The 17,842-nt window shown below is 44.7% G+C and carries 17 protein-coding genes; 12 read left to right on the top strand and 5 right to left on the bottom strand.

Annotated features, from left to right (window positions below; translation table 11 throughout):
• The first annotated feature begins 110 nt into the window (after positions 1 to 110).
• The 9 genes from pabC (at position 111) to BFC18_RS00420 (ending at position 7,907) form a co-directional block, all read left to right on the top strand.
• Positions 111 to 917: an aminodeoxychorismate lyase gene (pabC, locus tag BFC18_RS00460; protein WP_070123230.1), complete on the top strand. Its 807-nt coding sequence runs from the start codon at positions 111 to 113 to the stop codon at positions 915 to 917.
• Positions 901 to 1,935 (top strand): endolytic transglycosylase MltG, encoded by a 1,035-nt coding sequence (gene mltG / locus BFC18_RS00455; protein WP_070123229.1) that lies wholly within the window; start codon positions 901 to 903, stop codon positions 1,933 to 1,935. The genes pabC and mltG overlap by 17 nt, the downstream gene beginning before the upstream one ends.
• A 3-nt stretch (positions 1,936 to 1,938) precedes the next feature.
• Complete coding sequence (gene tmk, locus BFC18_RS00450; protein ID WP_070123228.1) at positions 1,939 to 2,556, top strand: dTMP kinase; 618 nt, start codon at positions 1,939 to 1,941, stop codon at positions 2,554 to 2,556.
• The gene (holB, locus tag BFC18_RS00445) at positions 2,553 to 3,443 is read left to right on the top strand and encodes a DNA polymerase III subunit delta' (RefSeq protein WP_083272835.1); all 891 of its coding nucleotides are present in this window, start codon (positions 2,553 to 2,555) and stop codon (positions 3,441 to 3,443) included. The genes tmk and holB overlap by 4 nt, the downstream gene beginning before the upstream one ends.
• A 23-nt stretch (positions 3,444 to 3,466) precedes the next feature.
• Entirely contained in the window at positions 3,467 to 4,243 is a 777-nt protein-coding gene (locus BFC18_RS00440; protein ID WP_070123227.1) for a TatD family hydrolase, read from the top strand.
• Positions 4,233 to 4,808 carry a pyridoxamine 5'-phosphate oxidase family protein gene (locus BFC18_RS00435; RefSeq protein WP_245680303.1) on the top strand — a complete coding sequence of 192 codons (576 nt, stop codon included), beginning with the start codon at positions 4,233 to 4,235 and terminating at the stop codon, positions 4,806 to 4,808. The genes BFC18_RS00440 and BFC18_RS00435 overlap by 11 nt, the downstream gene beginning before the upstream one ends.
• 120 nt (positions 4,809 to 4,928) lie before the next feature.
• Positions 4,929 to 5,729 (top strand): DODA-type extradiol aromatic ring-opening family dioxygenase, encoded by an 801-nt coding sequence (locus BFC18_RS00430; RefSeq protein ID WP_070123226.1) that lies wholly within the window; start codon positions 4,929 to 4,931, stop codon positions 5,727 to 5,729.
• Between the two features lie 183 nt (positions 5,730 to 5,912).
• Positions 5,913 to 7,064 carry a methyl-accepting chemotaxis protein gene (locus tag BFC18_RS00425; protein ID WP_070123225.1) on the top strand — a complete coding sequence of 384 codons (1,152 nt, stop codon included), beginning with the start codon at positions 5,913 to 5,915 and terminating at the stop codon, positions 7,062 to 7,064.
• Positions 7,065 to 7,070: 6 nt separating this feature from the next.
• Positions 7,071 to 7,907 (top strand): nitrate- and nitrite sensing domain-containing protein, encoded by an 837-nt coding sequence (locus BFC18_RS00420; protein ID WP_070123224.1) that lies wholly within the window; start codon positions 7,071 to 7,073, stop codon positions 7,905 to 7,907.
• 101 nt (positions 7,908 to 8,008) lie between these two features.
• Here the strand turns inward: BFC18_RS00420 and BFC18_RS00415 are convergent, their stop codons facing one another.
• From BFC18_RS00415 to BFC18_RS00405, 3 genes are all read right to left on the bottom strand, one after another.
• Positions 8,009 to 8,806: a hypothetical protein gene (locus tag BFC18_RS00415; RefSeq protein ID WP_070123223.1), complete on the bottom strand. Its 798-nt coding sequence runs from the start codon at positions 8,804 to 8,806 to the stop codon at positions 8,009 to 8,011.
• Positions 8,807 to 8,821: 15 nt separating this feature from the next.
• On the bottom strand, positions 8,822 to 12,502 hold the full coding sequence (locus BFC18_RS00410) for a hypothetical protein (protein ID WP_139138916.1): 3,681 nt from the start codon (positions 12,500 to 12,502) through the stop codon (positions 8,822 to 8,824).
• Between the two features lie 229 nt (positions 12,503 to 12,731).
• Positions 12,732 to 13,340, bottom strand: coding sequence for a tyrosine-type recombinase/integrase (locus tag BFC18_RS00405; protein WP_070123221.1), 609 nt, complete (start codon positions 13,338 to 13,340; stop codon positions 12,732 to 12,734).
• Positions 13,341 to 13,520: 180 nt separating this feature from the next.
• On the opposite strand from BFC18_RS00405, the gene BFC18_RS00400 reads away from it, so the two are divergent.
• Together BFC18_RS00400 and BFC18_RS00395 are read left to right on the top strand one after the other, a co-directional pair.
• The gene (locus tag BFC18_RS00400; RefSeq protein WP_070123220.1) at positions 13,521 to 13,691 is read left to right on the top strand and encodes an acetyltransferase; all 171 of its coding nucleotides are present in this window, start codon (positions 13,521 to 13,523) and stop codon (positions 13,689 to 13,691) included.
• A complete protein-coding gene (locus tag BFC18_RS00395) occupies positions 13,691 to 14,092 on the top strand; it encodes a type II toxin-antitoxin system death-on-curing family toxin (RefSeq protein ID WP_070123219.1) in 402 nt (133 codons plus the stop codon). Before BFC18_RS00400 ends, BFC18_RS00395 begins: the two co-directional genes overlap by 1 nt.
• Positions 14,093 to 14,167: 75 nt before the next feature.
• Here the strand turns inward: BFC18_RS00395 and BFC18_RS00390 are convergent, their stop codons facing one another.
• Both BFC18_RS00390 and BFC18_RS00385 read right to left on the bottom strand, forming a co-directional pair.
• Positions 14,168 to 15,151, bottom strand: a complete 984-nt coding sequence (locus BFC18_RS00390; RefSeq protein WP_070123218.1) for a hypothetical protein — start codon at positions 15,149 to 15,151, stop codon at positions 14,168 to 14,170.
• 152 nt (positions 15,152 to 15,303) lie between these two features.
• The gene (locus tag BFC18_RS00385; protein WP_070123217.1) at positions 15,304 to 15,819 is read right to left on the bottom strand and encodes a hypothetical protein; all 516 of its coding nucleotides are present in this window, start codon (positions 15,817 to 15,819) and stop codon (positions 15,304 to 15,306) included.
• Positions 15,820 to 16,269: 450 nt separating this feature from the next.
• On the opposite strand from BFC18_RS00385, the gene BFC18_RS00380 reads away from it, so the two are divergent.
• Positions 16,270 to 17,706, top strand: coding sequence for an IS1182 family transposase (locus BFC18_RS00380; RefSeq protein WP_070123173.1), 1,437 nt, complete (start codon positions 16,270 to 16,272; stop codon positions 17,704 to 17,706).
• Positions 17,707 to 17,842: the final 136 nt, after the last annotated feature.

The following is a 17,842-nucleotide window of genomic DNA, read 5'->3' as shown; positions in this document are numbered from 1 at the left end:
GGCAAGTAACCTTAATCTTTTTGCCATCGGTTTGATTGCCTACTCCGCACACTGTAATTAACAGCTTGTACTGATATACTCCCTCCCATATTTTTTTATCTCACATTCAAATGACGCAGAAGCTATATCAGGACAGGGCATTCCATTACGGCGACGGATTATTTACCACCATGCGAGTGGAAAACGGCAGGGTGAGCCTTTGGCGTTATCATTTGGCGCGTTTAGAGCACGACAGTTCTCGTCTTGGTTTAAAGCTCGATTTATCATATTTATCGCATCACGTCGCAGCAGCAGCTGATCAGCTTAGTAAAGGTGTACTCAAGTTACATATTTCTTCTGGCGTGGGCGGCCGTGGTTACGCGCGACCTGAACACCCGGATATGCAATATCGTCTTTCAGAGCATGCTGTACCGGCGCATTACGCGAAATGGCGAACTGAGGGCATTACTACCGAAGTGAGTCCGGTTAAGCTCGGCTTACAGCCATTACTGGCTGGGATAAAACACTTAAATCGGCTCGAGCAAGTATTAATTAAGCAACATATGCGGTGTGATGATGCCATTGTGTGCGATATCCATAATCACCTTATTGAAGGCAGTGCTAGCAATCTGTTCTGGATGATTGATGGTCAGTGGGTGACGCCCGCGCTTGACCAATGCGGTGTTGCTGGTGTTTACCGGGCATTTGTTCTAGATGCGCTTAAAGCCCAGGGGACTCCCGTGCAAACCGGTCATTTTGATGTCGCTTCTCTGGAGCACGCATCTGCAGTATTTCTTTGTAATTCGCTGATGGGGATTGTGCCCGTCAAGGCCGTCGAGCATCACTCCACAGTAACCCGTTTCGACAAGTCGCCTGTATTAGATTTACAAGACAAGATTAAAGCCGCTTACGAGAGGGAAAATGAAGCGACTGATTAGTATTACAGCGATATTGTTTTCGCTGCTGGCATTTGGTTCTGCGCTGGCATTCTGGGTGTTGAAATCTGTGAATGCGCCGCTCACCGTTAGTGAACCTGCATTATTTGTGGTGGAACCAGGCAGTTCCGCTATTTCGGTGGTGCGAAAGCTCGATAACGAAGGTTATGCTGATACCCCGGAAGTGGTGGCAAAAATCTGGTTGAAGCTTGATGAGCAAGCCCGCGCCGTTAAAGCTGGTACCTACCAGCTCCAGCCTGACATGTCGCTACTCGATGCACTGTATCTGATTGCGCGTAACGAGGAATTTCAGTTTTCAGTAGGATTGGTTGAAGGCTTTACACTCAAGCAGTGGTTAGCCGTACTAGAGAATGCACCATCGCTAAAGCAAGACATCGACTCGGTCGACGAGGTGAGCGCATTAGTCGCAGCCGCAGACCTGGTGACTTCAGAAGGCGCGCCGGTTGATAGTAATCCGGAAGGACTGTTTCTTGCCGATACTTATCATTACACAGCCGGTGCTTCGGTTTCTGGTATATTGAAACGTGCAAACAACGCCATGTCTGCATACCTGCAATCTGCATGGGAACAGCGTCAGCCTGGAATGCCCTACGATACGCCGTACGAGGCGCTTATCATGGCGTCCATTATTGAAAAGGAAACCGCTGTTGCAGACGAGCGCCCGCTTATTTCCGGGGTGTTTATCAACCGTTTACAGAAAGATATGCGGCTGCAAACCGACCCCACGGTGATCTATGGATTAGGTGATAACTTCGATGGCAACATAACCCGTCGACACCTGCGCGAGAAGAACCCTTATAACACGTATACGGTAAGTGGTTTGCCACCAACGCCCATCGCGATGCCAGGTAAACCCGCGATTGATGCAGCCTTGCATCCTGCGGTGACCGACGCGCTTTATTTTGTATCCAGAGGCGATGGCACTCATGTTTTTTCTGCCACGTTAGAACAGCACAATCAGGCCGTGAACGAATATCAACGAAACATTAGTAGTAAGTAAACTATGTCAGGTAAATTTATTGTCATTGAAGGCCTGGAAGGCGCAGGTAAGAGCTCTGTTATTGAGGTTGTACGCAACTTTATTCAGGCACTGGGTCAAACGTGTGTTTGCACCCGTGAACCCGGTGGTACGCCTATGGCTGAAGCCATTCGTGAGTGCGTGAAAGGCGATTGGCAGGAAACTGTTGCCGAAGAAACGGAACTGATGCTGATGTATGCGGCTCGCAGACAGTTGCTGGTGAATGTGATTCATCCGGCAATGTCCAAAGGCGAATGGGTGCTTGGTGACCGCCACGATATGAGCTCATTGGCTTATCAGGGCGGTGGCAGACAAATTCCTGAAGACAAATTGATGGCACTTCGCACATTGTGTTTGCAGGGCTTCGAACCAGACTTAACATTGTATCTTGATGTCGACCCCGAAGAAGGTTTGAAACGTGCCCGGGGCCGTGGTGAACTCGATCGTATTGAGCGTTCGGGTATGGATTTCTTCCAGCGTACTCGTGACAAGTATTTGCAACTCGCGCAAGCATCTTCCACTACCGTTACAATTAATGCCATGCAGCCTATGGCAAAGGTACACGAGGATGTGGTTGCCGCGTTGAAGGCTCGATTGGCATGATGCTGCCCTGGTTCCAATCGGTTTATTCGCAGTTTATACGTCGTCTTCAGTCGCAGACGTTGCACCATGCGTTACTACTTTCTGGTCCAGTAGGATTGGGTAAGACTGCCTTGGCTGATGAACTGGCCAAATCACTGCTGTGTAAGCAATTAACTGCGCAGGGCAGTTGTGGCGCATGTCAAAGCTGTCAGCTGTTTGCTGCCGGGAACCACCCAGACTTTCACCCTTTGGTTAGTGAAAAGCAAATTGGTGTAGATACCATTCGTGGCGGCATTGCAAAACTCTCAGGCACCGCGCAGTTGGGTCACAACAAGGTATTAGTCATACATCACGCCGATACCATGACAGAAGCCGCTTCAAATGCCTTGCTGAAAACCCTTGAAGAACCGACCACCAATACCTATCTCATACTCTTAGCCAGTAAATTAAATGCGTTGCTACCCACGATTCTTAGTCGTTCTGAGAAGCACGTACTCAAGTTACCAGCAGAGGGTGAAACACTGAACTGGTTAGCCGGGCAGGGGCACAACGATGTCACGCCTGCCACATTGAAAGCATATGGCAATTCGCCGTTTTTAGTGAAAGCCAGCTTGGAAGATGAGTCTAAAGGGCTCTCATTCAGTGAATTCCAGGAAGGCATTGCTAGATTGATGTCAGGGGCTGATTCGTCTGTACAGCTCGCATCGAAGTGGCAGGACAGTGGTAAGCAAGTGGTGAGTTGGCTGCAATCCGCTGCCCATGAAAAGTACGTACAAAGTCTTCTGCCAGCCGATTACGAGGCGTATTCTTACTGTCAGCAGGCGCTGAAACATTTTGAGCACCCGGGTGTGAATAAAACCGTTATTCTTACCGGCGTGCTGGATGTATTCGCGGTTAATCCACTTTAAATTTTATAGAAAGGTAAGTCATTTTGTTTGTAGACTCTCACTGTCACTTAGACCGTTTAAAAATGGACGATGCTGAGCTTGGAGAAACCCTGAAATTCGCTCGCCAGCGTGGCGTCGAGCATTTTCTTTGTGTTTGCGTAGCGGTGAACGATTTCGACGACATGTATGACAAGGTAAAAGGGTATCCCGATGTATCGGTGTCTTGTGGTGTGCATCCGCTTCATCAGGAGGATGCCTGCGATTATCAAACGCTATTAGAAAAAGCTGATAAACCTGAAGTTGTCGCTATTGGTGAAACTGGGCTGGATTACTTTTACAGCGCCGATACCCGTGAAGTACAGCTCAGTTCGTTTATCGACCACATCAAAGTGGCTAACGCGCTCAAAAAGCCGTTGATCATTCATACTCGTGACGCCAGGGAAGATACGCTGAATCTTCTTAAGGAATATAAAGATCCTGACACCATCGGCGTGTTGCATTGCTTCACCGAAAGTCTGGAAATGGCACAAGCGGCTATTGAAATGGGTTTCTACGTGTCGATTTCAGGCATCGTTACGTTTAATTCTGCCGATGAATTGCGTGAAGTGGTAAAAGCATTACCGCTAGACAGGTTATTAATTGAAACCGACTCACCCTGGCTGGCTCCAGTGCCGCATCGTGGTAAACAAAATCAACCAGGCTATGTGGTAGAAGTGGCTGAGTTTATCGCCGAACTGAAAGGGGTAACGGTAGAAGAATTGGCCCGTCAGACCACTGAAAACTTTTACCGCTTGTTCAACCGGACTCAACGTGCTGATTAATACCCAACCGCTTTGGGCTACTCGATTGCAAAAAAGTTTGCAGATCAGTAAAGACACGCCGGAAAGTCGCTTTCTCCAGGTGGCGACAATTGATGAGTCTGGCGTGCCACAAAACCGCACATTGGTTTTTCGTTCTTTAGATGCCGACAGCGCTGTGCTGTCGGTGATTTCAGATCTCCGTACACCAAAAATCGCAGAATTGAGGGGCGATCCGCGTGCTTCCATTTGCTGGTATTTCACCCGCAGCAGAGAGCAATTCCGTTTCGCTTGTTCTACTACCATTCTGGTGCACGGTATTGATGGCGTGGATCTCACTTCCCAGTGGAAGGCACTATCAGCGCAGGGGAAAAAGCAATTTCTCTGGGGGGAGCCTAAAACGCGTCGTGTGGATGACGGCCCATTACAGGCTACAGTGCAAGACAATTCGTCTCCAGCGCCGCATTTTTGCCAGATTAACTTTCATGTTGTCGAAGTTGATTACCTTAATCTCAAAGCTAACCCGCAGTATCGTGAACTTCATCAACTGCAAGACGGACAGTGGTCTTCAGTGTCTGTCATTCCCTGACATCATTCCATTAAATAGACTTTTATGTCCGATTTTAGGACAAGGACAATTGTCATTAGAAGCGTATCATTTGTTGCATGAACAGGCTGATGTGGATCAGCTAAACCATGAGGTAACATCATGACAATGACGCCATCAAATATTCTTTATCTTTCCCACGGCGGCGGCCCATTTCCCTTGCTCGGTGAGCCATCTCACCAGCATATGGTAGAACAGTTAAAAGCGGTAACTGCAACGATAGCGAAACCGAAGCGAATTTTGTTGATCAGTGCGCACTGGGAAGAATCCAGTTTTACCGTTACGGGTAATCCGCAGCCTGACCTGATTTACGATTATTACGGTTTTCCTGAGGAAGCGTACCGTATCCAGTATCCCGCAGAAGGTGATCCTGAGTTTGCTGCAGCATTAAGCGAGGCCGCCTGGAAAAGTGGTACGAAAATAGCCATCGATCCGAAGCGAGGTTACGACCACGGCATGTTTGTGCCGTTAAAACTTATGTATCCCGATGCAGATGTTCCGGTTGTGCAGCTTTCGCTGGCAGCCAGTCTGAATGCGTCGTTGCATGTACGGCTGGGTGAAGCGCTGCAAGCTGCCGACCTGACTGATACCTTGGTGATTGGTTCTGGCTTTTCTTTTCACAACATGAAAGCGTTTTTCAGACACATACCAAGTGCCGATGAACAAAACGATGCGTTCCAATACTGGCTTAAGGAAACCGTTGAAAGCGAATCGCTGTCCGAAGGGCAGCGTGCTGAGCGATTAATCAATTGGGAGACCACAGCGCCCCATGCCCGTTTCTGTCATCCCAGAGAAGAGCATTTATTGCCGCTGCATGTTTGTTATGGCCTGGCAAATCAAAAAGCGAGTAGGGTAGAGCAAACAGATATTGCAGGTAAAACTGCCACTTTAGCTCTTTGGTAAACCAAAACGGTTAAAGCTTCAGTATCATTTCGGTGCACTAACATGTCTATGTTAGTGCATTGATATTGATAAAAGCATTGACTAAATTTTTATTCATTGATTTTACAGGTTTTTTGGGCATCCTAATCTGGAATGACAATTGCTGCAGTGCAGTAGCGCTAAACTTTTCAATACAGGTTGCCTATGCCGACATTTTTACTGTGGCCGAGCAAATCCATCATTAATGCATTTGGTTTGAAACACGCCACAGCACTGGTTTCTTTTATCATCGCTGCGGGTTTTGTATTTATTCTTATCGCCCCGCCTGACTTTCTTTTTGCCCCGATAATTTGCGCAGTATTGATGATTTGGCTCAGTGCTTCTCATTCATTTTTACTCGCTAACCAGCTTCATTCTCTGGACAACTTACTGACAAAGACACTGAGTGATCCTGAAAGTTATCGGAACTTACCCGCCAACGAATGGCTACTGCCTGCTCATGTGAAAGTAATTTTTGACGTACTTAAAGAGATGAGTCGTAAGCGTGAGCATCTTGAAGAGTTCTTATCTGAAATGCGCTATTCCGCCGACCAGATGATCACTTCAGTGATGAAAGTGGCCGATAATGCCACTACACAGTCTGCCGCAACGACCTCTACTGCTGCAGCTGTAAACGAGCTAACCCAATCCCTCGCAGGCGTTGTTGATACCTTTGAGCAGGTCAATCAGGCTGCTATTAATGCCAGAACCCATTCCGAAGCCGGTAAAACGCGGGTGGCATCGTTAACCACTGAGTTTGCTCAAGTGGAATCTGACGTAATTAATACGCAAGGCGCACTCGAACGACTGAATAACAGTATGGAAAAAGTGATGGAGCTTACCGGCTCTATTCAAAAAATAGCCGAGCAAACCAATCTACTCGCTCTGAACGCCTCTATCGAAGCCGCCCGGGCCGGAGAAGCCGGAAGAGGTTTTGCCGTGGTGGCAGATGAAGTGAGAAACCTTGCCGAAGATTGCCGCCAATCGGCTGAAGTTATAAACAGCAGAGTGGGAGAATTGGTTAACGAGCGTGATTTGGTACTGGCAAGCATGGAATCGGTAACTGAACGGGCGAGGGCGTGTTTTATTAAAGCCGAAGAGGCCAGTACACTTTTAGACAGTATTAGCCACGAATCAGAAATAGTGCAGCAGCAAGTTGCGGATATTGCAGATATTACCAGTCAACAAAGCCTGGCAACCGAAGAGATATCTAGGAATATTGAGAAGGTAGTAGAAAGTTCGAATGATAACGCGCAATTGGCAAAACAAACGTCAACCGTCGCTGAATACCTCCGTTCACTCGCTTTAAAGGACTGATGCATTATGTTAATTGCCATTATCGCGTTTATGGTTTTACTTCTGGTGGCCTTAATTGTGTTTCAGCGCCAGTATCGTAAAAAGGAAGATAAGAAGCGGGCTCAGCAAGTATTGATTTACGCGAGAGATGTGAAAAGCCTGATAGGGTTTTCGCAAAAGCACAGAGGGCACACCGCCACGTTTCTGCAAGGAAATGCCGAATCGGAACAACATATCATCGCGCTGCAGGAAAGCATTCAACAAGCCATCCAGCGATTGAGCTCATCCACCGACCTTATCAAGCAATCCCGATGGCAAAGCTACATGGACCATTGGCAGCGCTTAAGTGGCACCTATATGACACTCACGGTACCAAACAGTTTTGTACAGCACACAAATTTAATCGAAAACCTGTTGTACATTCTTGAAGATGTGGCAGAGGAATTTCAGTTTCTTTCAAACGATCAAGACCCAGAACTCAGTCAATTCGTGTGGCATGATTTTCCTTTCGCCATTGAATTCGTCGGGCAGGCCAGGGCAACCGGCTCGGCTGTCGCCACTAAAGGCGGCAGCACGCAGATTGATAAAGTGAAACTTGGTTATCTGCAAGAAAAAATAGGCAACCTTACCGATCGGGTTTTCCGGCAAATTGAAACACGATCTCTATCAGAAAACTTAAGCCAAGTACGTCACGCAAGAGAAAACTGCAATGATTTCCTCGCCCTCATTAAGCGCGAATTTATCGACAGTGATAAAACGACAGTACCTGCCAAAACCTATTTTGAAACCGCCACCTTGGTGATGGACGAGCTAAATATTATTTTGGATGAACAAATAACCGCGTTGATTAACAAGAGGCAGTAGTGGTTGGGGTGTCTGGTTTGAGCGAGAAGCAGACATACATGTATCGGAAAGTTATAAAAAAGGGACATTAAGAAATGTCCCTACATGACCTGTAATCCAGTTTATTTGAGAAAAGCCTGACCTGTTAAGAAATCCACTTCCAGCGGCATTTTGATATTTTTATCAACCTCTGGAAACTCCGATGGATATTGCATTCTTAAACTCATCTTTTGACGGCGTTTGCTTAGTTTATCCTTGATATTTATTCCGCGATGACTTGCCGCCTCGCAAAGTAAAATCGCCATACGGCAGATTACTGCGTTAGAAGACCCAATACCTATAGAAGAGCGTAAATTACTTGCACGTTTGGCATGAATGGTTAAAAGTTCATCTACACTATTAATAAGCGCCGGTTCATCATTAGATAATATAGCCCTTACTGCGCCGGTACTACCAAAAGGCACTAAGTCAGACTTGTGTTTTTCTTCACTAGTCAGTTGTGGTAGAAAATGCGTTACGGATTGGTTAACAGCAAGTAACGCCGTCACAATTTCCATGACACTTGATTGAACATCTTGTGTCTTATCATATGCCATAATTGCTATGTGTTTAGCCAAATCCAGTCGGGTATCATCGCCACGCAAAACTGCGTTAATGTACATTTGAGTTAGGTGATACAATTGTCCGGGCGGATGCACATCAAAAGCTTTTTGATAATAATCATCGGCACGCTGCGAATACAGTAGCGCGTTATCATTGCTCAATGCCTTTGCATACACAAAAGCAGAAAACCAAGCATTGGCCACTAATTGATGACTAATCGCAGTGTGCCTTGTACTAATATCCGCTATTTGACCACCATGATTCGCACAAAGTAATTCTTCTCGCAGGCGAAGGGTTAACTCATCAACTGCTTTCATAAGTATTTCACTCTCTTAATTACCCAATTCTATGATCACGATATCGTTTAATGGTAAACCGGCATTTGCTCCCAGTTGTTTGTGGCTGGATAAACCTTTTGTAACTCCAGCCCCTAAGTGTTTGGGTTTCATGACTACTAATTGTGTACGTATTTTACCTTCTGCACGAGCCTTTAATAACTGCGGAAGTAGACCAGTAGGGAGATTAGAGCGGCTTAATGCAGAATTATCGCCACGATTATTAACACCAAAAATCCACTCCTCCGACATTTGTTTATATTTCTGACCGTTTGACGTCCAGTCGCTGAGCGAACCGGAGCCAACATTGGTCGCTGCCGAAATCCATTTCGTTTCCTGGATAATATAATTACCGTATTCATCTTTAAAAATATTATCTACGCCTTGGGGAACGGTATCTTTAACACAATAAATACATTCCCAATTAAGATACTTTTGAGCATAGTCCCGGCCAGCAAATTCAGTGAAAACGCCTTTCTGCTGATCTGTTGGATTACTACCAAGCGATTTCCCAATTGCATTTTCATAGCCGCTTCTGTCTGAAACTGTTATGTTCTTAAATTCAATATCGCCTCTTTTGGCAACGGTAATACCTACAGATATACCATGCAGCTTGTCAGTCGTGGTTGATATAATTTTATCGGAAAATCTACCCAGATTACCTACAATAACATCGGCCTTATCTGACACATTTATTAACTTTGTTTTAAAGGTAATTAGCCCCGCAGCACTGAGTGCTTTGTCCGTGTACTTGTAACCTGTTTTTGCAACATCGCCGTAGGGTAAAACAGCTATTACAGACACGCCTAAGTTGAGATAAGAACCTTGCCCTTCAGAAAAGTCGTAAAGGTCATAAGCAATATTTCTGATATCACCTACAACTACCCATTCCGTCACGGTTGAGGATGCATCAGCAATTTCCATTTCTAATGTGGTTTCATAAAGTTTCTCATTTCTATCACCCATTAGAATACCGTCAAGCACGGCTGAACCTGCTATTGGTACAAAATTGCTAAAACTATCGACATAGTCACCCAACGTCCTATTGGTTTCATATAATGATAAATCATCCAGCATCCCAATGCCGCCATTCACACCGTTTATCATGTAACGTCCACCACCGGTGTCTTGATGAAGGCGAATATAGGCTGTATATGGTCTTCCTAATATGGTTTGCGGGCCCTGTGGCGCAATAATGAGATATCCGCTGTTAACCGCTTGTTTAAAAGTATTGATAGTCGAAGTATCGTAAGAAAGCTTGCTTTTAAGTGCATCAAAGTTGCTTTTACTCAAAACAAAAATCGGCTCTTCGTTCATCCCTGCGTAGCGTAGCACTGACATCGTCGACTCTGTTTGCCAACCCAGCGTTTTCGCAAATAGAGAATGCTCCAGTGAGGAGGCGGTAACCCCTAGGCCAAATAATATCGGTGCTTGACTAAAGTTATTATCGACAGATGTCGGTGCAACAGAGTATTTCAAACGTGGGGCATCGATTTGTCGTGAGCCAAGAGACAGAATCTTTTTGCCACCTTCATTACGGGTGCTCAGATTCAGGGAAATGATAGCTTCATTAATCGTGTTGTAAATTAGTGCGCCACTGACACTGGAGGCCCTGTCTGCCTCAATATCCAAATGTCGGTGATAAAGTCTGCCTAGATGAGAGAGCATCGGCCCCGAAAAGCGACTATCGAGCAAATTTGATGCGTACTCTTTAGCTAGCGTATCAAGCTGTTCTGGAGCTTCTGCAATCAAGTCAGGATTGATATTTATTGCATCTAACGCTATCGCATGAACACCACCGACAGAGATTTCATGTTCAACTTTTGAATCACAAACAGTTCCTAAACAAAACGAAACGGTCAGGTTTTGTGTTCTACCTGCCATGAGACTGACAATTGATGTGGCTACCGTTTCCTCGCCAAGCCTGACGCGAGGTTTTAGGTATATACTGTCTTTTGTTGTGGTGGCTGTATATGGTGAATTAAGAATACCTCCAAAACCATTAATTTTTGCCTCCATTGTCGAGTCCGACGGCACGTAATCAATGAAAAGAGATTTTTGTGTGGCTTCGCTGACATTGATGAAAATATTTTTCAAACCATAAAAGCCGTCTGTTACTGCTTCGATTTTAATTTTGTGCTTATAGTCTTCAGGTACAAAACTAAACGGGTCGCTGCGTGATGAAAGAGTCATTAATTCTTCACGCGTGATAATTTCATAAGGTAAGCCCGATGAATAACTGTAACCTTTCAGACTACCAACAGGCTTTCTCTGAGAAATGTAATCACCGTAAACTACGTTTGAACTGTTCAAATACTCCGCAACACCTTCTTCATTCTCATAAAGTAATTCGTCAAGTTGCACTACATCAGGGTAAAACTCGCCATTACCACCACGCTTACTGCCGTTAAAAACGCTACTAGCTGACTGCTGCGTATCTACACCCGCATCGTCGTGCATGTTTAGTTTTTCAATCTTAGAATGCCTTTTTAGCGTGGGATCTATGTCCTTTCCACCTAAATTCACCCAGTGATGGGTAAATTCGTAGTATACAATACCATTTAGCGATTTTTTGGTCGGCCCCAAACCGGCATGCGATAAAATTAGTTTTATATAGCTCTCAGATTCAACGCCTAGCCAATCCTTTAATGTTGCGACGTTAACGCGTATACGACCGCGGACTACCTTAAAGTTATCAATAGCTATTGAGTTGGCGCCACCTCCTAACCGTACTAATGCTCTTTCTAACAGTTTTGCACTAAGTTCAAGGCTGTTACCAGATTTTGATACGTTAACGGCTTCCAACCCTTTCATCTGTCCTGCATAAAATGGTTCAAAGGTATATTCCTCCAAGTCTGATAAAGCCGCTTTTTTTATAGAGTCGGTTAATTCAATTTTGGGAAGCTTAAATACCCCAGATTTTGAAATCAGGCGATTCCCAGTTTTGAAAGGGGATATCCCGTGAACATAGATGGCTTTACCTGCATGCGCAGTAACGTGAGATGCAGGAATCTCAGTATTAAAATAGTAAGTCTTACCTGTGGCTTTACACGCTGAGGCGATATTGGTGCCAGAACTTTTATTAGCGGTGAGAGATTTAATGAGAGTCCCGTTACCGGACTGACCTCCTGCAAATATATGTATTTTAATGGGTTTGTCTAAATACTGTTGACAAGCCCAGCCTTTCACGAAAGTCTTGCTGCCGCTTTGATATAATGCATCAATGTTACCAACCACATTGGATACAGGAGGTAACGGCATTTTGTATTTTCCTGAGCCTGCGATTGCTTCATTTGGCGTACCAGCAACGGAAATACCATGCACAAAGATTTCTCGCCCACGATGTTGATAAATTTGCTCTTGTGTAAGGTTAATAGAAAAGCGGTTGTTTGTAGTAACGGAGTTATTACAAGCGTTTGCAATGCCCTGTGCAGAAGACTTATTGGCGGTCGCGGAAGTGAGAAAACGACCTCCCAATCCCGCTCGCCCCCCTGAATACACATGCACGTTTATTGACTGGTTTCGCTCGGTTTGACATGCCCAACCTTTTATAGTGAAGCTTGTATTATTACCGCTCGGGGCATCAATGTTGCCTTTGACAAAGGTCGTCGCGTGACTAGTTAGTGGGAAAAGAAAAGCAGATAACAGTAGGGATTGGAGCAATCCTTTAGCAGCCATGATTTCATCCTTGGTTATATAACTTTGCGTCGTTGCAAAATTTGGGGGCGCGAAAGTACATTAAAAAATTAATTTAGACAATAAAAAATTTATGTGTCTAAATGCAATTCCCTACCTGAAAATGGGCAAACTTTGCTGATTGAATTCGTAGAAGCTCTGCTTTCTCTGCTTTCTCTGCTTTCTGTGCTTTCTAATGACTTATGTGGGAGAAGTTCTGATTTTTACTTTTTTAAATATCGAGCGATTCAGCAATATCCAGAGCATCATCAACTTCGATCCCAAGGTACCTCACGGTGCTCTCAAGCTTCTTATGACCAAGTAGCAACTGAACAACGCGTAGATTTTTCGTTTTTTTATAAATCAGGTAAGCCTTAGTCCTTCGCATGGTATGCGTGCTGTAAAGCGTGGGGTCGAGACCTAGTTTTTCAATCCAGCCGTGGAATATGCGGTTATATTGCCTGGTGCAAATGTGTTCTCCAGGGACTTTTGCTGATGGGAACAAATAACTGCTGTAATTGAGGCCCTTAAAATTGATCCAGTCCAGCACAGATTTTCTCGTACCCTCAGTAATTTCGAACTGAACCGGAGAGCCTGTTTTTTGCTGTGTCACAAGTGCGCGTCGCATTACCACGCCACCCGACATGACATCCGATACGAGCAGCTTGACCAAATCGGAGCCGCGAAGTTTACTGTCCAGCGCCAAATTGAATAATGCTAAGTCGCGTTTGTTGTCTTCTATTTCCAATCTAATTCTGATCCCCCATATGTGAGAAATCTTCAGCGGTCGCTTCTGTCCAATAATTCGGTGTTTGTTCCAAGGTTTGCTAGCGGCTGCCATAGCAATCTCCCGGCAATTAATAATTTGTAGTATGGGCCGGAAGTTCTGAAACAGGAAGTTGTAACGTTCTTTTCTCTCGAATAAGCTGTAAACTAAACACCACTAATTTAGTACCTGTTCGCCAGATTTTCTTATCTTCGAATCAGAGGTATAATAGCTGTCACATTATTAGAGGTGTTTATGAATACAAAGATTGAAATATACGGCGTGAAAGCTGTTAAGCGCCCTAAAATCGCCGCCAGCAAGAAACTTGATTTGTCCGGTGACGCTGGTCAGCAAATTGTGAAGTCTGAAACTAAGTTAGTTTTAAGAACACATAAGCGTACGTTTGAAAAACTCGCTGATATGTGATGGATCTCATTTTCTTCCCCTTTGAACGCGTGATAGAAATTAACGTGTTCATCCTCGAAAACGAACCAGGCATGAAGGGCGCCGCTGATATCAACAAACTTCAGGGTGCCTTAGGCAGAATCGATAATGCTATTGCCTATTCAGGCTTAGATGACGTTTTCGAAATTGCTGCAAAATATGCCGCATCAATAGCGCTATCTCATTCACTTCCCGATGCTAACAAGCGAACAGGTTTGGCCGTTGCGCTGGAGTATTTGTCGCTCAATGATTTTGAGTTAACCGCTGACAATGATCTCTTTGCAGATGCGATCAGAGATTTAGTCATTGGACAAATTAATGAGTCAGATTTTGCTGACTTGCTTTATTCCCAATATATTTTCGAACAAAACTCAGATCTCTGAAGTCTACCTTTACTTACCAGTTCTTCATGGCATTGCTAAGGTCCGCTTTTGACCAAAAGCGGCGAGTGCTCTAATTTAGAGCGTTGCCCGGCGCTTTTCCTCTTCAATTGTACGTTGTTGAGCTTGCTTAACTAATTGTTCAATGGAAGCTTGTAGTGCCAATAGTTTGTCCCGTTTTTCCATGCTGCTCAAAGTACTATCGCTACGTACAGCTTCCATTTTTTCTTCGAGTTCTTTTATTTTATCACGCTCAATACCGAGCCGGGCATCCAGTAACAATTGATTAATTTGCTGTTGTCGTGATAAGGGGGACTTCAGGGTAGAGACTTCCGGGGTAGTAGTTTCGGCGTTACTCGCCTGTGCGCTAATTGCATTGCCCTGTGTAGTCGCCACGCGAGTTGGTGTTAATCCCGCAGCAGGGAGAGTCGTAATAGCACGAAAAAAACGCTCATAAACCTGATTAAGCATTTTGTTGTAAGACGTCCAACCTTCCATGTTTATCCTAAACTGGAGGTTTGACCGGGCATAATCATACAGCGCCTTTATATTGGTCTGATTCCATTGTTGTTCGGGAGGCAAGGCTGCTTTAGGGCTGACTTCCGGTAAATCAATATGTACCCCGTATACCATATGATGCATGGTCAGGGCTAACGTGGCTTTGTCGGATTCAGATAGTTCCGCAGTAGCTTTCTGCCAGGCTGCTTTTACGCTTGCCGGCGCATTAACAGGCGGGAAATGAATCGTTTTGCCTTCACCCACTTCGACCAAACCATCATTATTTAAATCAACCAAATCGGAGCCATCAGGTTGGCTTAATAAGTTTTGTGCTCCCTCCTGGGAGAGTGCTGAAAGCTGAATCGGTCTGGCCAGACTGTGAGCCTTTTGTACCAACTTTAATTCATCTTGCGATAAGGACTGCAAAAACTGAGTGGCGGGTTCCTGTTGCCCGGCTGCGCGCGATAATATAGCGGCAAACCCGGTGATCTCCTGCTGATTCAGTTGGCGGGTTTGCAAGCGTTCGACAGACGCTGCCGATAATATTGTAACTCCATAGTTCATATGGTTTCCCTGGCCAATTCAGACTGTTTACTTGTGAAAGATATATGCCCAGCCTTCAACAGCAATACAAAGAGCAGGTGCTTAATGGTGTGATATCCGCTTCTTACTTTTTGTTATAAATTGATATCGGAATCTATTGGCAGTCTTTGATTTTATGAAGATAATCTGGACCAGTCTATTTTGTCCTTATAGCTTTGTGGTTGCTGGTCAATCGATTGCATTACTTTTTCGAGTATCTTAGCTGCGGGGGTGCCTTTCTCTCGTTCTTGAGTAATTAAAATTTCATTTCGTTTAATCAATGACTCGTTCTGGCTGGCAAAGAGAGCCTCACTTGCATCTGTTACTGGCTGACCCGTTGCGGTGTAAGTTGCTCCTTCACCTGTAGCCATATCCAGATTTGAGATATCGATTAAAGGGTTATTAAGTCCGTATGTGAAAGCCGCAAGCATGTCTTCTGCTTTTTGTTCGTTTCGACTGGCCACTTCCATCGCAAAACTCTTCGAAAACTCTCTATCTTTTTCCTGCGCAGCCAAGTCTAACGCTGGCTTTGAAAGTGTGACTTTATCCCCCTGGCGTGTTGGTGTTTCATCAACGACAGTTTGTGGCTTTGTTTCAGACTGCTTATATGCCTGTATAGGAGTTGTTGCGTAACTGGATGATATGAGCATAAGTTTACCGAACTATCAATTGATGATAGTGAAGAGCAATTCTTAGACCAAAACTGAGCACTGATTAAGGGGAGCTGTAATCAGGCTATTTTGTGCAAAAGTAGCCTCGCACAAATGTCCGCTTGTTTTAATAGGAGAGACGCTTTTAGATATCTGAAGTCATCTAACTGATTAGCGTTAAGGCAAAACTCTTCCGTTTAACGGCAGGCATTGTCCTTTTAAAGTGTCTATAAACCCCACACTTCCCTGTCGTTTGATATTTTCGCGCCTGAAAAATCGCTTTGCGTTTATAGCAGCATAGCATGCTGATGTCCGCTTCTGACCCAGGCTGTGTGAAAACGCTGATCACTTTTTGGTCTAAAAAGCCGCTTATTATGATCAAGTAATCTAATTGTTTCGGTAGTTAATTGATATAATAATCAGCATGTTAATGAACTTTGATGACTGATTATGACGAATCACATTAAAGGAGAATGTCGTATTCAAGCGACTTTATTCCCAGAGATTTTGGATGACTTTATCAGTGAAGATAACCCCGTTCGTATTGTTGACGTTTTCGTCAATGAACTTGATTTGCAAGAATTAGGTTTTGAACGTGTTCAGGCTAAATCAACGGGCCGCCCAGGTTATCACCCAGCCACTTTATTAAAGCTTTATATCTACGGCTATCTCAACCGTATTCAATCTTCTCGTCGACTGGAAACAGAAACCAACCGTAATCTTGAACTCATGTGGTTATTGGAACGTTTAGCGCCGGACTTTAAAACTATCGCTGATTTCCGACGTGATAACGGCGAAGGAATCAAGTTGGCTTGCCGTCATTTTGTCATTTTATGTCGAGAGCTGAATATGTTCAGTGAGGGCGTTGTCGCCATTGACGGTAGTAAATTCAAAGCCGTAAACAGTAAGACGAATAACTTTACGTCTAAGAAAGCCAATGACCTGATTGCTCGCGTTGAGGCGAAAATTTCTAAATATCTGTTGGAGCTTGACGAAGTAGACCGCAAAGAAGTTCCAGATAATCGAGTAAGAATGGTGAAGGATAAACTGGCTTGGTTTAAGAAAAGGCTAGGTGAATTACAGGAAATGAAGCGGGTAGTAGAAGCGCACCCAGACAAACAGGTATCACTAACCGATCCCGATGCCAGATTGCTTAAAACCAGAAATATGGAACGCCAAGTTTGCTATAACATCCAAAGCGCGGTTGATACAAAGCATCATCTTATTGTCTGTCATGATGTTACAAATACTAACGACCGTGGCGAGCTAGCAAGGATGACCAAACTCACGCAAGAAATATTAAATAGAAAAGATATCACTTCTCTGGCAGATAAAGGCTACTACAGCCGTCAGGATATCAAAGCGACACTGGACCTTGGCGCTGAAACTTTAGTCCCTAAAACAGATACCTCTGGCTCGGAAAGAAAGGGTATCTTCAATCGCTCCAAATTCAAATACGACCCCACTAAAGATATCTATTCCTGCCCTGCTGGCGAAGAAATGATAAATAGAATGAGAACCGTCGAAGATGGTTTGGAATTAGATGTCTACTTCAATCATAACGCGTGCAAGGAGTGTAAAATTCGGAACCAGTGTACCACCTCAAAGCGCGAGCCAAGACGAATGAAACGCTGGATTCATGAGGCAGAAGCTGAAGCCATGCTGGAACGTCTAGCAAACGCCCCCGAAACACCAGTGATCCGAAAACAAACTGTTGAGCACCCTTTCGGGACGATAAAAATGTGGATGGGCGCAACTCACTTTCTGACAAGACGATTCAAAAACGTCAGTACCGAGATGAGTCTCCATGTTCTTGCTTACAACATGAAGAGAATGATGGCAATTATGGGCGTGCAGGCACTAACAAAAGCCATCAGAGAAGGATAATCCCTGACAATCTGACTCGCCTCCGGTAAATTCAGGTGTTGTAGAAAATCGCGATCGAAATCTTCTTCGACGATTTCAAAATATGGATATTCATCGCCTTCGACAAGCAAGTGTGTTTTCACACAGTCTGGACCAA

The sequence above is a fragment of the Alteromonas confluentis genome, assembly GCF_001757105.1.
GTDB classification, from domain to species: Bacteria; Pseudomonadota; Gammaproteobacteria; order Enterobacterales; family Alteromonadaceae; genus Alteromonas; species Alteromonas confluentis.
Note: the sequence above shows the minus strand (reverse complement) of the source record. Positions and strands in the feature narration are given on the sequence as shown.

What these genes read in the sequence shown, in the direction of transcription:
- BFC18_RS00425 (WP_070123225.1), top strand. Translation starts at nt 5,913, where the DNA reads ATGCCGACATTTTTACTGTGGCCGAGCAAATCCATCATTAATGCATTT.
- BFC18_RS00380 (WP_070123173.1), top strand. Translation starts at nt 16,270, where the DNA reads ATGACGAATCACATTAAAGGAGAATGTCGTATTCAAGCGACTTTATTC.
- BFC18_RS00395 (WP_070123219.1), top strand. Translation starts at nt 13,691, where the DNA reads ATGGATCTCATTTTCTTCCCCTTTGAACGCGTGATAGAAATTAACGTG.
- BFC18_RS00390 (WP_070123218.1), bottom strand. Translation starts at nt 15,151, where the DNA reads ATGAACTATGGAGTTACAATATTATCGGCAGCGTCTGTCGAACGCTTG.
- BFC18_RS00410 (WP_139138916.1), bottom strand. Translation starts at nt 12,502, where the DNA reads ATGGCTGCTAAAGGATTGCTCCAATCCCTACTGTTATCTGCTTTTCTT.
- holB (WP_083272835.1), top strand. Translation starts at nt 2,553, where the DNA reads ATGATGCTGCCCTGGTTCCAATCGGTTTATTCGCAGTTTATACGTCGT.
- BFC18_RS00430 (WP_070123226.1), top strand. Translation starts at nt 4,929, where the DNA reads ATGACAATGACGCCATCAAATATTCTTTATCTTTCCCACGGCGGCGGC.
- tmk (WP_070123228.1), top strand. Translation starts at nt 1,939, where the DNA reads ATGTCAGGTAAATTTATTGTCATTGAAGGCCTGGAAGGCGCAGGTAAG.
- BFC18_RS00385 (WP_070123217.1), bottom strand. Translation starts at nt 15,819, where the DNA reads ATGCTCATATCATCCAGTTACGCAACAACTCCTATACAGGCATATAAG.
- BFC18_RS00420 (WP_070123224.1), top strand. Translation starts at nt 7,071, where the DNA reads ATGTTAATTGCCATTATCGCGTTTATGGTTTTACTTCTGGTGGCCTTA.
- BFC18_RS00405 (WP_070123221.1), bottom strand. Translation starts at nt 13,340, where the DNA reads ATGGCAGCCGCTAGCAAACCTTGGAACAAACACCGAATTATTGGACAG.
- pabC (WP_070123230.1), top strand. Translation starts at nt 111, where the DNA reads ATGACGCAGAAGCTATATCAGGACAGGGCATTCCATTACGGCGACGGA.
- BFC18_RS00415 (WP_070123223.1), bottom strand. Translation starts at nt 8,806, where the DNA reads ATGAAAGCAGTTGATGAGTTAACCCTTCGCCTGCGAGAAGAATTACTT.
- mltG (WP_070123229.1), top strand. Translation starts at nt 901, where the DNA reads ATGAAGCGACTGATTAGTATTACAGCGATATTGTTTTCGCTGCTGGCA.
- BFC18_RS00400 (WP_070123220.1), top strand. Translation starts at nt 13,521, where the DNA reads ATGAATACAAAGATTGAAATATACGGCGTGAAAGCTGTTAAGCGCCCT.